Annotated in this window: 12 protein-coding genes; 2 read left to right on the top strand and 10 right to left on the bottom strand. The window is 52.1% G+C overall.

Translation table 11 applies throughout. The annotated features are described in order from the left end of the window. Positions 1-184 precede the first annotated feature (184 nt). From trmFO to EYB31_RS16370, 6 genes are all read right to left on the bottom strand, one after another. Positions 185-1,513, bottom strand: coding sequence for an FADH(2)-oxidizing methylenetetrahydrofolate--tRNA-(uracil(54)-C(5))-methyltransferase TrmFO (gene trmFO / locus EYB31_RS16395; RefSeq protein WP_131014448.1), 1,329 nt, complete (start codon positions 1,511-1,513; stop codon positions 185-187). A gap of 4 nt (positions 1,514-1,517) precedes the next feature. Further along, complete coding sequence (topA, locus tag EYB31_RS16390; protein WP_131014446.1) at positions 1,518-3,611, bottom strand: type I DNA topoisomerase; 2,094 nt, start codon at positions 3,609-3,611, stop codon at positions 1,518-1,520. 45 nt (positions 3,612-3,656) lie between these two features. Beyond that, positions 3,657-4,748, bottom strand: a complete 1,092-nt coding sequence (gene dprA / locus EYB31_RS16385) for a DNA-processing protein DprA (protein ID WP_131014444.1) — start codon at positions 4,746-4,748, stop codon at positions 3,657-3,659. A gap of 120 nt (positions 4,749-4,868) precedes the next feature. Continuing rightward, on the bottom strand, positions 4,869-5,801 hold the full coding sequence (gene sucD, locus EYB31_RS16380; RefSeq protein ID WP_131014442.1) for a succinate--CoA ligase subunit alpha: 933 nt from the start codon (positions 5,799-5,801) through the stop codon (positions 4,869-4,871). A gap of 41 nt (positions 5,802-5,842) precedes the next feature. Next, positions 5,843-7,003, bottom strand: a complete 1,161-nt coding sequence (sucC, locus tag EYB31_RS16375; protein ID WP_131014435.1) for an ADP-forming succinate--CoA ligase subunit beta — start codon at positions 7,001-7,003, stop codon at positions 5,843-5,845. 343 nt (positions 7,004-7,346) lie between these two features. Next, positions 7,347-7,607, bottom strand: coding sequence for a hypothetical protein (locus tag EYB31_RS16370; protein WP_131014434.1), 261 nt, complete (start codon positions 7,605-7,607; stop codon positions 7,347-7,349). Positions 7,608-7,773: 166 nt separating this feature from the next. Between EYB31_RS16370 and EYB31_RS16365 the strand changes: the two genes are divergently transcribed. Both EYB31_RS16365 and EYB31_RS16360 read left to right on the top strand, forming a co-directional pair. Beyond that, a complete protein-coding gene (locus EYB31_RS16365) occupies positions 7,774-9,312 on the top strand; it encodes a YifB family Mg chelatase-like AAA ATPase (RefSeq protein WP_131014433.1) in 1,539 nt (512 codons plus the stop codon). A 120-nt stretch (positions 9,313-9,432) separates the two neighbouring features. Next, the gene (locus EYB31_RS16360) at positions 9,433-9,639 is read left to right on the top strand and encodes an alpha/beta-type small acid-soluble spore protein (protein WP_131014431.1); all 207 of its coding nucleotides are present in this window, start codon (positions 9,433-9,435) and stop codon (positions 9,637-9,639) included. A gap of 208 nt (positions 9,640-9,847) precedes the next feature. Here the strand turns inward: EYB31_RS16360 and EYB31_RS16355 are convergent, their stop codons facing one another. From EYB31_RS16355 to EYB31_RS16340, 4 genes are all read right to left on the bottom strand, one after another. Then, positions 9,848-10,360 (bottom strand): metallophosphoesterase, encoded by a 513-nt coding sequence (locus EYB31_RS16355; protein WP_131014430.1) that lies wholly within the window; start codon positions 10,358-10,360, stop codon positions 9,848-9,850. 447 nt (positions 10,361-10,807) lie between these two features. Further along, positions 10,808-11,218 (bottom strand): YraN family protein, encoded by a 411-nt coding sequence (locus EYB31_RS16350; RefSeq protein WP_131014429.1) that lies wholly within the window; start codon positions 11,216-11,218, stop codon positions 10,808-10,810. Next, complete coding sequence (locus tag EYB31_RS16345) at positions 11,196-11,507, bottom strand: EscU/YscU/HrcU family type III secretion system export apparatus switch protein (protein ID WP_131014428.1); 312 nt, start codon at positions 11,505-11,507, stop codon at positions 11,196-11,198. Before EYB31_RS16345 ends, EYB31_RS16350 begins: the two co-directional genes overlap by 23 nt. After that, positions 11,504-13,516 (bottom strand): hypothetical protein, encoded by a 2,013-nt coding sequence (locus EYB31_RS16340; RefSeq protein ID WP_131014427.1) that lies wholly within the window; start codon positions 13,514-13,516, stop codon positions 11,504-11,506. Before EYB31_RS16340 ends, EYB31_RS16345 begins: the two co-directional genes overlap by 4 nt. Between the last annotated feature and the right edge of the window lie 61 nt (positions 13,517-13,577).

Raw genomic sequence — 13,577 nt, 5'->3', positions numbered from 1 at the left:
AACTAAGCTTTGCAGCTTAGTCTTTCCTGAAATTGGCATGTCAAAATGTCGAAAGCAGGAGTAAACCGCATAAACAAAAAGAACAGCAGCAGATCTGACTGTTCAGCCTAAAATAAAATGTACGTAAATACTCACGCAGGCAATCATCAACGACAAACATATTTATAGTAACATATTGCAGCTTCTACAAACAAGTTGAATTGTATATATTTTGTGAAAAATTCTGAATTTTCTCAATTGCGCGTCCGGCGATGGTTTCGTTCTTCAGCTTTTTATTTTTAATTCGCTGATCGAGCGGCGGGAATAATCCAAAGTTCGCGTTCATCGGCTGGAAATGCTCAAAATCAGCCGTAGTGATATAATGGGCCATACTGCCCAGCGTCGTATCCTCAGGAAAAACGAGGCACTCAAGGCCTTGGGCATGGCGGGCTGCGTTTATTCCGGCAATCAGACCCGAAGCGGCCGATTCCACATAACCTTCAACGCCTGTCATTTGGCCTGCAAAAAACAAGCTGTCTCTTCCTTTGAATTGATAGGTAGGTTGAAGCAGTTTGGGAGAATTGATAAACGTGTTCCGGTGCATCACACCGTAACGCACAAACTCCGCGTTCTCAAGGCCGGGAATCAGCGAGAACACCCGCTTCTGTTCGCCCCACTTCAGATGTGTCTGGAAGCCGACCAGATTGTATAATGTTCCGGCTGCATTGTCTTGCCGCAGCTGCACGACCGCATAAGGCAGCTTGCCCGTATGCGGATTCATCAGACCTACAGGTTTCATCGGGCCAAAAAGCGCCGTCTGCTTGCCGCGTTTCATCATCACTTCGATCGGCATGCAGCCCTCGAAATAAATTTCTTTCTCGAACTCTTTCATCGGTGCGGTTTCCGCTTCAATCAGCGCATCATAGAAGACGTTAAATTGCTCTTCCGTCATCGGACAATTCAAGTAGGCCGCTTCCCCTTTATCGTATCGGGAGGCGAGGTATACCTGATTCATATCGATAGATTCTTTTTCTACGATCGGTGCCGCCGCATCGTAGAAATACAAATACTTCTCCCCCATCAGCTCCTGCAAACGAGCCGACAGCGACGGAGAAGTAAGAGGTCCGGTAGCAACAACAACAATGCCTTCCGGCAGCTGTTCCAATTCCTCGTTCCTTACCTCAATAAGCGGGTGATTGCGCAGTCTCTCGGTCACTTCCCCGGAGAACCCGTCGCGATCGACGGCAAGCGCGCCGCCTGCCGGGACCGCATGACGGTCGGCGGCGGACAAGATCAGCGAATCCAGCATCCGCATTTCCTCTTTCAGCACGCCAACGGCATTGGTTAATCCGTTGGCGCGAAGAGAGTTGCTGCATACCAATTCGGCGAATTTATCGGAAATGTGGGCGGGCGTCTTGCGTACAGGCCGCATTTCGTACAACACGACCGGTACGCCTTGCTTGGCAATTTGCCAGGCAGCTTCGCTGCCGGCAAGCCCTGCCCCTATAACGGTTACTTTTTGCGATTGTGACAATGATTTAATCCTCCTGATTCGAGTCCTGCGGTTCTTCCTTGTAGTCGCATTGCGTGCATTGGATCGTGATGCCGTTTTTGCTGCGTTTTTCAACCATTAACGACGAGCAGTTCGGGCAAGGTTTCGCCACCGGCTTATCCCACGATACGAAATCGCAGTCCGGATAACGGTCGCAGCCGTAAAAGACGCGTCCTTTTTTGCTGCGGCGTTCGACGATTTTGCCTTCATGGCAGGAAGGACAGGTAACACCCGTATCTTTGACGATCGGCTTCGTATTCCGGCAATCGGGGAATCCGGAACAAGCCAGGAACTTCCCGAAGCGGCCCAGCTTATAGACCATCTGGCGGCCGCATTTTTCACATACTTCGTCGGAAACTTCATCTTGAATTTCGACTTTTTCCATTTCTTCTTCGGCGACTTCAAGACGTTTCTCCAACGAGCTGTAAAACTGCTCCAGCACCTTGACCCAATCTTCTTTGCCTTCCTCTACATGGTCAAGTTCTTCCTCCATGTGAGCGGTAAACTCAACGTCCAGTATTTCCGGAAAAAACTCGACCATCTGTTCGATGACCAGCTCGCCCAATTCGGTCGGCACGAATTTTTTATCTTCAACCGCCACATAACCGCGTTTCTGAATTGTTTCCAGCGTCGGCGCATACGTGCTCGGACGGCCGATGCCCATTTCCTCCAGCGCTTTCACGAGTCTCGCTTCCGTAAACCGCGGCGGCGGCTGCGTGAAGTGCTGCTTCGGATCAATATTGGACTGCTTAACCTTATCCCCCTGCGCCAGAGGCGGCAGCAGCTTATCTTCTTCGGTGCTGTTTCCGTCGTCGTTGCCTTCCACGTATACTTTCATAAATCCGGCGAATTTCACCTTGGAACCGGCCGCGCGAAACACCGTCGCTCCCGCCGTGATATCTACCGTCATTGTATCCATAACCGCAGACGCCATCTGGCTAGCCAAGAAGCGCTCCCATACAAGCTTATACAGCCGATATTGGTCTTTGCTTAAGTAGGATTTGACTTGTTCCGGCTCGCGCAGCACGGAGCTCGGCCGTATTCCTTCGTGCGCATCCTGAGCATTAGCCGCTTTTTTAATGTAGTTCCGCGGTGTTTCCGGATAGTAATCGTTTCCGTATTTGGCTTCGATATACTCCTTGGCTTCTTCCTGCGCCACCGGGGAAATCCGCGTGGAGTCGGTACGCATATATGTAATCAAACCGACTGTTCCTTCGCTTCCGATATCGATCCCTTCATATAATTGCTGGGCAACCGACATCGTTTTGGCCGCGCGGAAGTTCAGCTTACGCGCCGCTTCCTGCTGCAAGGAACTTGTGATGAAGGGTGGAGAAGGATTGCGCTGGCGCTCCTTTTCCTTCACTTCGCGCACGATAAAATCGGCGCCTTCGATCGCTTTCAGAACATCTTGAACTTCAGCTTCGTTGTGAAGCTCCTTTTTGTCGCCCATCTGATGAAATTTGGCTTCAAACGAATGGGTTCCCGCCTTCAGGGCTGCGGTAATCGTCCAGTATTCTTCCGGCACAAACGCTTTGATCTCGTTCTCGCGGTCGTAGATGAGCTTTACGGCAACCGATTGCACCCGGCCGGCCGACAGGCCCTTCTTCACTTTTTTCCACAGCAGCGGGCTTATTTTGTAGCCGACAAGACGATCCAGAATGCGGCGCGCCTGCTGGGCATTCACCAGGTCCTGGTTAATCCGGCGCGGCGTCTTAAAGGCATCCTTGACCGCTTGCTTCGTAATCTCGTTAAACACAACCCGGCACGCCTCATCCTGCTGGAGCTCCAAGTAATGGGCTAAATGCCAGGCGATCGCTTCCCCTTCGCGATCAGGGTCAGCCGCGAGATATACTTTTTTTACTTTTTTGCGGGCGTCCTTGAGTTCCTTAAGAACGTTGCCTTTACCGCGAATCGTAATATATTTGGGTTCAAAATTTTTCTTGACCTCGACACCCATTTGGCTCTTAGGCAAATCGCGGATATGTCCCATGGACGCCTTCACGATAAATTTACTGCCCAAATATTTGCCTATTGTTTTTGCTTTTGCGGGTGACTCCACGATGACTAAAGAATCGGCCACAGATGTCTTACCCCCTCACGTAAAATCAAAATCAACCTATTTGCGTTACTTCATTATATAAGATGAACCGGGCAACTGCTCGATCCGTTTTTTCAGTAGTAAGGATAACAGAACTGAATGCAAATGTCCAAAGTTAAATTGGCTTAAGACAAGCAATTGATCGACGGTCAACGGTTCGGATGAGAGTAAACCGAGCAGTTTCCGCTCATCTTCGCTGAGAATGGACTGGCTGGATTTCTCATTAGAATGTGCAATTGGCCCAAATGAAATGCAGTGCCGATACTCCTCCAGAATATCTTCGGCGCAAGTCACAAGTTTGGCTCCGTTCTTGATGAGCTGCAGTGTGCCGCTGCTTTTCGGCGACGTGATCGGGCCGGGTACGGCGAAAATATCCCGAGAAGCATCAAGCGCCTGGGTCGCGGTAATCAGCGAACCGCTGCGTTCGGCAGCCTCAACAACGACAATGCCAAGACTGAGTCCCGCGATAATCCGGTTTCTCAGCGGAAACAATCCGGGCAGCGGACGAATGCCGGGAGCGTATTCGGAAAGCAGCAGCCCACTCTCCTCTATGTTCCGGTAAAGCTCGCGGTTCTCCGCAGGATATACTTGATCGATACCGCAACCGAGCACGCCGATCGTCCCGCCTTTCGCTTGCAACGCGCCGTAGTGGGCATACGCATCAATGCCGCGTGCGACGCCGCTTACAACACATGCTCCCTTCTCGGAGAGCTCGGCTGCGAGTGATTCGGCTGTTTTTCTACCGTATACGGTCGGATTGCGCGTGCCAACCATCCCTATGCACGGACGCCCGATCAGCGCGATGTTTCCTTTATAATAGAGCACCCACGGCGGTTCCGCAGCCTCTTTAAGCCGCTCCGGATAAGAATTGTCTAAAGCCGTAATAAATCCGATGCCCGCTTGATGATAGTTTTCCAGCTTTTCCATCCAGTCTGTCCTGGAAAGTGACTGTTCAATCGTCGCCGCCTTATCCGGTGAAATTCCCAACCGGATCCACTCGTTTTGGCGGAACGTAACAGCCTCCTGCAGATCGGGGCAAACGCTCACAATACGTTCGATCGTCCTCCAGCCAACCCCGGCAGTTTCGTGCATTAGCAGCAAAATGGTGCTGTTGTCCATATAGTATATAACACTCCTTTATCAAGAAACAAATTTTCAACTTACGGGAACAAAAAAAAGCAACCTTCCATTGCCCGTCAAGGGCATGAAAGGTTGCTTACCTATCCAAAAATCAAGCTATTATTTTTTGGTAATACATTTGTCGAGCAGGCCTTTTTCCGTCAGCACTTCCACCAAAGTGGAGCCCATTTCGGAAGGCGTCGGAGCAACTTTGATGCCGCAACGCTGCATCGTAGCCACTTTCTCAGCCGCAGTTCCTTTGCCGCCGGAGATGATGGCGCCGGCATGGCCCATGCGTTTTCCTGGAGGCGCCGTTTGACCGCCGATAAAACCGACAACCGGCTTCGTCATGTTGGCAGCGATCCATTCAGCCGCTTCTTCTTCCGCCGTACCGCCGATTTCGCCGATCATAATGACCGCATAGGTGTCTGGATCTTCGTTGAACAATTTCAAAATATCGATAAATTCCGAACCTTTGACAGGGTCGCCGCCGATACCTACAGCGGAGGATTGGCCGATACCGCGGGTTGTCAGCTGGTGAACCGCTTCATAAGTGAGCGTCCCGGAGCGGGAAACGACGCCGACATGGCCTGGAGTATGGATATAACCCGGCATAATGCCGATTTTGCATTCGCCCGGAGTAATGACGCCAGGGCAGTTTGGTCCGATCAATCTTGTTTTCTTGCCTTCCATGTAACGCGACACTTTGACCATATCGAGAACCGGAATGCCTTCTGTAATACAGATCGCCAGTTCCAGCTCAGCGTCTACAGCTTCCATGATCGCGTCAGCGGCAAATGCCGGCGGAACGTAAATTACGGATACGGTAGCGCCTGTTTTTGCAGCCGCTTCTTGAACGGTGTTGAATACAGGGAGCGAAACGGTAGTTCCGTTTTCCAAAGTGATGTCAACGTTAGTGCCGCCTTTGCCCGGCGTTACGCCGCCAACCATTTGCGTGCCGTAATCAAGGCCGCCTTTGGTATGGAACATACCGACGGAACCTGTAATCCCTTGTGTGATGACCTTTGTATTTTTACCTACTAAAATACTCATGATTGATTGTTCACATCCCTTATAGTTTTGAGCCGCCAAAATTACTTCACGAGTGCAACGATTTTTTGCGCGCCGTCCGCCATGGAATCGGCAGCTACGATATTCAGGCCGGATTCGTTCAAAATCTTTTTGCCCAAATCCACGTTAGTGCCTTCCAGACGAACGACAACCGGACGGTCAAGGCCAAGCTGCTTTGTCGCTTCGACTACGCCATTAGCGATGACGTCACATTTCATAATGCCGCCGAAAATGTTGATGAATACGCCTTTTACCGCTTCGTCGGCCAAAATGATTTTGAATGCTTCCGTTACTTTCTCCGTGGTAGCGCCGCCCCCTACATCAAGGAAGTTAGCCGGTTCGCCGCCATAATATTTGATAATGTCCATCGTTGCCATAGCCAGACCCGCACCGTTAACCATACAACCGATGTTACCGTCAAGGGCGATGTAGCTGAGGTCAAACTTGGACGCTTGAATTTCTTTTTCATCTTCTTCTTCCAGGTCGCGCAGCTCCAAAATGTCTTTATGACGGTACAGCGCGTTGGAATCGAAGTTCAATTTGGCGTCAAGCGCCATAACATTGCCGTCGCCTGTTACAACAAGCGGATTGATTTCCGCAATCGAGCAGTCCTTTTCCACAAATGCAGTGTACAAAGCGATCATAAATTTAACGGCTTTGTTAACCAGCTCACTTGGGATGTTGATGGCGTAAGCAAGCTTACGCGCTTGGAACGCTTGAAGGCCGATCGCAGGATCGATCACTTCTTTGAAGATTTTTTCAGGTGTATGTGCAGCAACTTCTTCAATCTCGGTGCCGCCTTCTTCGGACGCCATCATAACAACACGGCCTGTGCCGCGGTCAACAACGACACCAACATAATATTCTTTTTTAATGTCGCAGCCTTGCTCGATAAGAAGACGCTTAACTTCCTTGCCTTCCGGACCGGTTTGGTGCGTTACCAGCACTTTACCGAGAATTTCCTGGGCGTATGTACGAACCTCGTCCAGATTTTTAGCGACTTTAACGCCGCCCGCTTTACCGCGGCCGCCAGCGTGAATTTGCGCTTTGACGACAACGACGGAGGTGCCGAGCGATTTGGCAGCTTCTACGGCTTCATCTACCGTAAATGCGACTTTTCCTTGAGGAACGCTGACACCATACTGTCTCAGCACTTCCTTGCCTTGGTACTCATGGATATTCATTTAGCAAAATCCTCCTATCAGTGATAGCTTCTATATGCTCGAAAACGCATATGATGCGAATTCGCCGCAAACAAGGCACAGCTTGGCATGCATAACGATAAGCCCCTGATATAATCAACGGCTTCGCTGCACAACATCCATTATTGTACCACTTTTTTTCGACAGTTACCTCTATTTTTCTCCGCAAAAGGAACTTTTTTTGTTGAAAGCGATTTCAATATGGCGTATTTTTGCGTTTTTTCTGATTCCTCGGGAAATATTGAGAACGCCTCCTAATAATATCCAATATGTTCAGACAAAAAAATGCGCACCCTCTCCTCATAGGAAAAAGGTGCGCAAGACATTACCGATATGTCGGGCTTCCTGCCGACTGCGTCCGCGGCTCGCGTTCCGCTTGCTTGACGAAACGAAGTTCGTTTCCCACAAAATGGCAAACAAGACATTCGATGCTTGGTTCGGACTGGCTCATCTGCACGGGTTCGCTCATCTCGTGAACTTCCCCCGAAATAGCATCTTTCATAAAGCTCTGCGAATAACTTGAAATCACGCTGAATTTAACCCGGTTGGAGCGGCAATTCGGGCAAAAATAAGGCATTGGCTGCATCGTTATCACTCCTTATCTTTTTTTGTAGCATATCCCAGTTTTGCTTTTTTCATCCTCGTGAGATAAAATAAAGCTAACATAACAGGCAGATAAGGAAGCACCTTTGGCCCAATGATACGGATGCGTTACATCCGTCCACCAATCATTCGGAAGAAGGTGTTTTTTGATGTACGGAAAAGTGCTCAGCGCTTGCTTGCACGGAATCGAAGGCAAAATGATCGAGGTGGAGACTGACCTCAGCAACGGGTTGCCGGTAGTCAGCATCGTCGGACTGCCGGACCTCGCCGTTCGCGAGTCGGTCGAGCGCGTTCGCTCCGCAATCAAAAATTGCGGGTTTACGTTTCCGCTGCAGCGCATCACGATTAATCTGGCACCGGCCGATTTACGGAAGGAAGGCTCCGCCTTCGACTTGGCGATCGCCGTTGGCATCCTGCTGACCAGCGGACAAATTCGGCTGGACGAACCACACAACTTGCTCATACTCGGAGAGCTTGCGCTCGACGGCTCGATTCGTCCCGTTCCGGGCGTATTGTCGATGGTCGCCAAGGCTAAACAAGTCGGCATCACCCACATTGTGCTGCCCCGGCAAAACGCCCCGGAAGCGCATCTGATCGAAGGCATTCATGTTTGTCCTATCGCCAATTTGAGCGAGTTAAAAGATAAAAAGATCATATTTAACACCGTTAATGATGTGCATGATTTCAGCTTTGGCATGATGACGGAGGAACAACCGGGTACGGAGGATTACGCCGATGTTTGCGGCCAGCAGCAGGCCAAACGGGTCCTGATGATATGTGCTGCCGGTATGCACAATGTGCTGTTTATCGGCCCGCCAGGCACGGGAAAAACGATGCTGATCCGCCGTTTGCCGACCATCTTGCCCGATATGAGCGAATATGAAGCGCTTGAGGTCACGCGAATCTACAGCGCTTCGGGCAAGCTGGGGGGCGGCAGTTCGCTGATCCGCAGCCGCCCGTTTCGCGCCCCGCATCACACCATCTCGCCTGCCGGGCTCATCGGCGGAGGATCGATTCCTAAGCCGGGGGAAGCGAGCCTCGCCCATCGCGGCGTATTATTTTTGGACGAGCTCCCCGAATTCCAGCGCAATGTGCTGGAGGTGTTAAGACAGCCGCTGGAGGACAGACATGTCACGATCGGTCGAGCGCGCGCAGTATACACGTTCCCCGCGCAATTTCTGCTCGCGGCATCGATGAACCCCTGCCCTTGCGGTTTCCTCGGCACGGACGGGGCGGGAACGGCCTGCCATTGCAGTCCGCATAAGATCGACCATTACCGCAGCCGCATATCGGGGCCGCTGCTTGACCGGATCGATCTTCATGCCGAAGTGCCGCGTGTGGAATATGCCGCCTTCTCCACCACGGAGCAGCAGCTGTCCTCGGCGGAAATGAAAGAAACGATCGGGCGTGCGCGCAAGGCGCAGCTTGATCGTTTTGGCGGGACGAAAATAAGGTACAACAGCGAGTTGTCAGGCCGTCTGCTGCGGGAGTTCTGCCGCCTGGACAGAGCCGCCGAACAACTGCTTGGCGCCTCATTCGACGCCTTGGGTTTAAGTGTCAGATCCCACGACCGGATACTGAAAATCGCCAGAACAATCGCCGACTTGGAAGGATGCGCATCCATCGCCGCCCCGCATGTCGCCGAAGCGCTGCAGTATCGGACCTTAGACAAAAAAACGGCTCATTAGGCAGCGCGGCCCGATTCGGCTTATTTACAACAGCAGCCGATATTTCCGTAAATTTACCATGAATACGCAAAAGTTATTTTCCAATACTATAGGTACACCAAATAAAGGAGTGATTACCACATGGCCAACAACACATTAGTCGTTCAACAAGCTCAAGCAGCACTGAATCAAATGAAGTATGAAGTAGCCCAAGAGTTAGGTATTCAGTTGTCTCCTACTGGTTACAACGGCAACCTGGCTACACGCGATGCCGGGGCAATTGGCGGACATATTACGAAGAGATTGGTACAAATCGCCGAACAGCAGCTTTCGAACGCCAAATGGTAGTATCCCAAGGTCAGCCAGAGAGTTCTGGCTGACCTTATTTTTTTCCGTTTCCAACGCGCCAATCCCAAACGCACGTTGCGGCACTGCGCGGCGGTCGGTCGAACCCCACTGGATCGCGGTTAGCGTCTCCGCCATGTCGCGTACTCAGTCTATGGATGGACCTCCCCATGCCGTTCTCTACGGTTCCACGACTACCAGGAATTACACCTTAAGCCTGCTCCTCGCTAACTACAACGCTATCGCGGATTTGTTCAAAAGTCACCGGCTTGTAGGCCCAATGCTCCACACACACATTAAAATAACTTTTACCTTCATACTTTTGGCCGTGAATATGGCCATGAACATTAACATAAGGCATATGTTTATTCATATACATCGGCTCGTGACTCAGAAAGAAAAAGTGTTTATAAATAATCGGATGCTCACTCACTTCGTGAAATCCGGCATCCAGCCACCAGCTTCTGGTCCTGCCTCGATCGTGATTGCCCAATATGAGAAATTTGTAACCGTTAAGGCTGCTTACAATTTCTTTTGTTTTTTCCTGGTTTAGAAACGAGAAATCGCCCAGATGGAACACCTTGTCCTCATTTCCCACAACGGAATTCCAGGCGGCAATCATCTCGGATGTCATTTCTTCCACATTTGAAAAAGGCCTGGATTCAAAATCGATCATATTTTTGTGGCCAAAATGATGGTCTGAAATAAAGAAATCTGTTGGCATGAAGCTCCCTAACCTTTCCGCTGTAGGATGGATATGAAAATGCAAAACGGTTTTCAACTGTCGCCCTCGTGACTTCAGGCTTATTCCCGGCCAAACTCACTCTATCGCCTTTCTTGGCTTGCAGACAATCCCCTTAAGAACGGCCTTAAAGCCTGCTTCTCCTCCGCATTTCCAGTTCCTGTTTAAGCGCCTTCTCGACAAGTTCGGCAAGCAGATCAAAGGTTTCAGCCACTTTCTCTTTCATGGATCTTCCGCATTTTGCACAGTGTTGAATGGTAAGCTCGGTCATCTTCGCGCCGCAGTTCGGACATTTCATCATGGTAAGCCCCACCTTTATCCGCTAAAAAATTGTTGATTTGTCAGTTGAAGCCCATCGGCAATGAACCCGGACAAAAAAGCGGGGACAACGGTCCCCACTGACCTGTCATCTGATGACGGAAATACAAGTCAGAACGCATTGACGATATGCTCCAACCGGTGGCCGTCGGCAATCTCGCCTGGCGCCTGCTGAATGTCCTGCATGTGAATCGCGATCACATCAAAACGGATCTGCTTCTCCTGCAATCCGCGCTGCAGCAGGAAAACTTGGGCGGTTTCCGTTACTTGCCGCCGCTTCCTGTAATCGACCGATTCCTGCGCCGTTCCGAAGCGGCCGGTTGCTTTCCTTGTCCGCACTTCAACAAAGACGATCACTTCACCGTCTTCGGCAACCAGGTCGATTTCTCCCGTGCGGCAGCGCCAATTTTGTGTCAGAAGAGTATAACCCTGCTCTGTAAGATATCGGGCCGCCAGTTGCTCGCCTTGTGAGCCCAGCTGCTTTCTGCCGTCTGGGCGGTTATTTCGCTTGCTGGTTTCCATCTGAATTCCTTACCTCTTTCACACGGCGATCGGAGCGGTAAATAAAGCTGAGCACCTCGGCCACAAGCGAATACAGCTCAGGCGGGATCTCCTGCTCGATGTCGAGCTTGGAAAGCACCTCAACCAGCGATGCATCCTCCTGAACAGGTACGCCATGCTCCTCGGCTTTTTTCAAAATCGTTTCGGCAATAGCGCCTTTCCCCTTGGCGACAAGCACTGGCGCGCCGCTTTGCCCGGGAGCATATTTCAGAGCGACCGCTTTTTTGATGGATGAAGGTTTGTCGCTCATACTTTAATATCCACACCTTTGTACGTTTTCGGGCTGTACAGCGCTCTCAGCTGCTCATTGACAGCTCCCCTGCCGCCATCCCCGCCCGATTTGCCGCCTTTTCCGTCCAATTCGGACAACCTTTCGGGGTACTGGCTGCATTTTAGCGATATAAACTGATAGCCGATTCTCGCCATCCCGGCGGCAATTTCCTCACGGTGCGATTCCAACAGCTGCGCGACAATCGGGTGATTGTTATGAACATTAAGGCTGACAATGCGGTCAACCACCTGCACATCAACCAGCGTATCGCCCATTTCTTTCATCTTCAGATCAAAAACAAGCCGGCAATTGCCCGCATCCAGCTCGCCACGCGGCCCTTTGCGCGATTGAATATGGATAGCGGCCGTCTGCTGCCCTCCAGGCCCAAGCAGCGGCAGAAACATCGTCATGCTTGTGAACACGCCTGCTCTATCGCCCGTAAGCATCAGCTGCTGGCCGGTAATTTGCTGAACAGCCTGCTGCGCGGTTTCTTTTAAAGCCGGGGGCACATCGTCGGAATTGGCAAGCTGCAGCAGCATCCCCTTCAGCGTCTCTGCGCTGCGAAGCGCATCCGCGGCATTTCTGGGCGTTTCAACGGTTTTGAAAGGGTCTGGCACACCATCGTTCGCGGAGGCCGTTTGAGCGCTAAGGCTGCCCGATTCCGCCTGCTGCGTACGTGTTTCCGCCGCACTCCTGGCAGGCAGTCCATTAATTTGCCGTTCATGATCAAGCCCCATCGCCTTCAGCAGGCGGAATACCGCATGTTCGCCGTTCCCATCCGCTGCCGAGTCCGTACCTCGAGCCGCCGTGCGCTGAGTAAAATCGGACGTATTGGTGTCGTTTTTAACCGGACTCTGCGCCGCACGTTCCGCGTTATCGGCGTTTGTCTTCCCTCCGCCCGCATTTGCAGACTCTTGTCCTGCCGGGGTATCCGGCCTTGCCGGGCGCGTCTGATGCTCAGCCGCAGCGGCGCCCGACTGTCTTGGCGGCGGCGCGGACTCAGAGAGCGGCGGCTTGGCGGCGGCCGATTCCTGCATGCTGCCTCTTGCAGCCGTTTCCGCAGCCTGCTGAGCCGATGAAGCGGCCGCAGGTTGAGCCGCCGGCATCGCTTTAGGGTCTTGCGGCGGCAATTGGCCCTGAACGGACGCCTGCTGAGGTTGCCCGCCGATCTGCGGATTGGACGGGCTTACCGTCGGTTTAGCCGCTTCCTGCGGCTGTTTGCCCGAGGTCTGAGCCGGTGACGCTAAAGCTTGCGGATCACCGGAAGCCTGCGCCGCATCCGGTTTCTGCCCGGTGCTCCCTCCTTCCGCCAACGGCAGAGCCGCAGCGCGCACAGCGTTCAGCTGGAGCTGGAGTTTTTGCAGCTGCTCCTTCGTTTCCGCAGGTAGCCCCCCGTCCCCTTTCAGCAGCTCGCCAACCTGATCGGAAAGCCGGTTTAGTGTATCGTGCAGCGGCTGCCCAAATAACGACTGTCTGACCGCCTGCACTGTATCCTTCGTCAGCGGCAGCCCCTTCTGTGCGGCAACGACAGCAGCTTGACTCCATTCTTCCTTCGGCGCTTGGTCCGGCCGTTGCGATTGGACCTGAACAAACTGCTGCGCCGTATCTTTGGTCAGCGGCACGCCCGACTGATGCAGCAGCTGCAGCGTTTGCCGGGCTTCCGGGTTATCCTTCATGCCGAATTCCTTCACGAGCTGGGCAAGCGAATCATCGGCAATTTGCACGCCGGACGATTGCAGCGGCTTCAGCATCACTTGACCGGAAGCGGATTCCGGCTGAACCTGCAGCATCGTTACATCGCCTTGCTTGAGCGGGGTTTCGAGCCTGGCGCGCACCTGCACCCCGCCAATGTTGACAATTGCATCCTGTTCGGAAAGCAGCTGCAGCACAACGCCCTTCACAATTTGGCCCACTTTCAGCTCCAGCGTCTTCGGGTCGGATATTTGCAAATCACCCAGCATATTTTTAATTAAACCGCTGATATTCATGGAAGCTCCTCCCTTCGTGTGTATTCATCGTTCGTACGGGCATTATCAGCTATGTATGTAA

The organism is Paenibacillus thalictri (assembly GCF_004307995.1).
GTDB classification, from domain to species: Bacteria; Bacillota; Bacilli; order Paenibacillales; family NBRC-103111; genus Paenibacillus_AF; species Paenibacillus_AF thalictri.
Note: the sequence above shows the minus strand (reverse complement) of the source record. Positions and strands in the feature narration are given on the sequence as shown.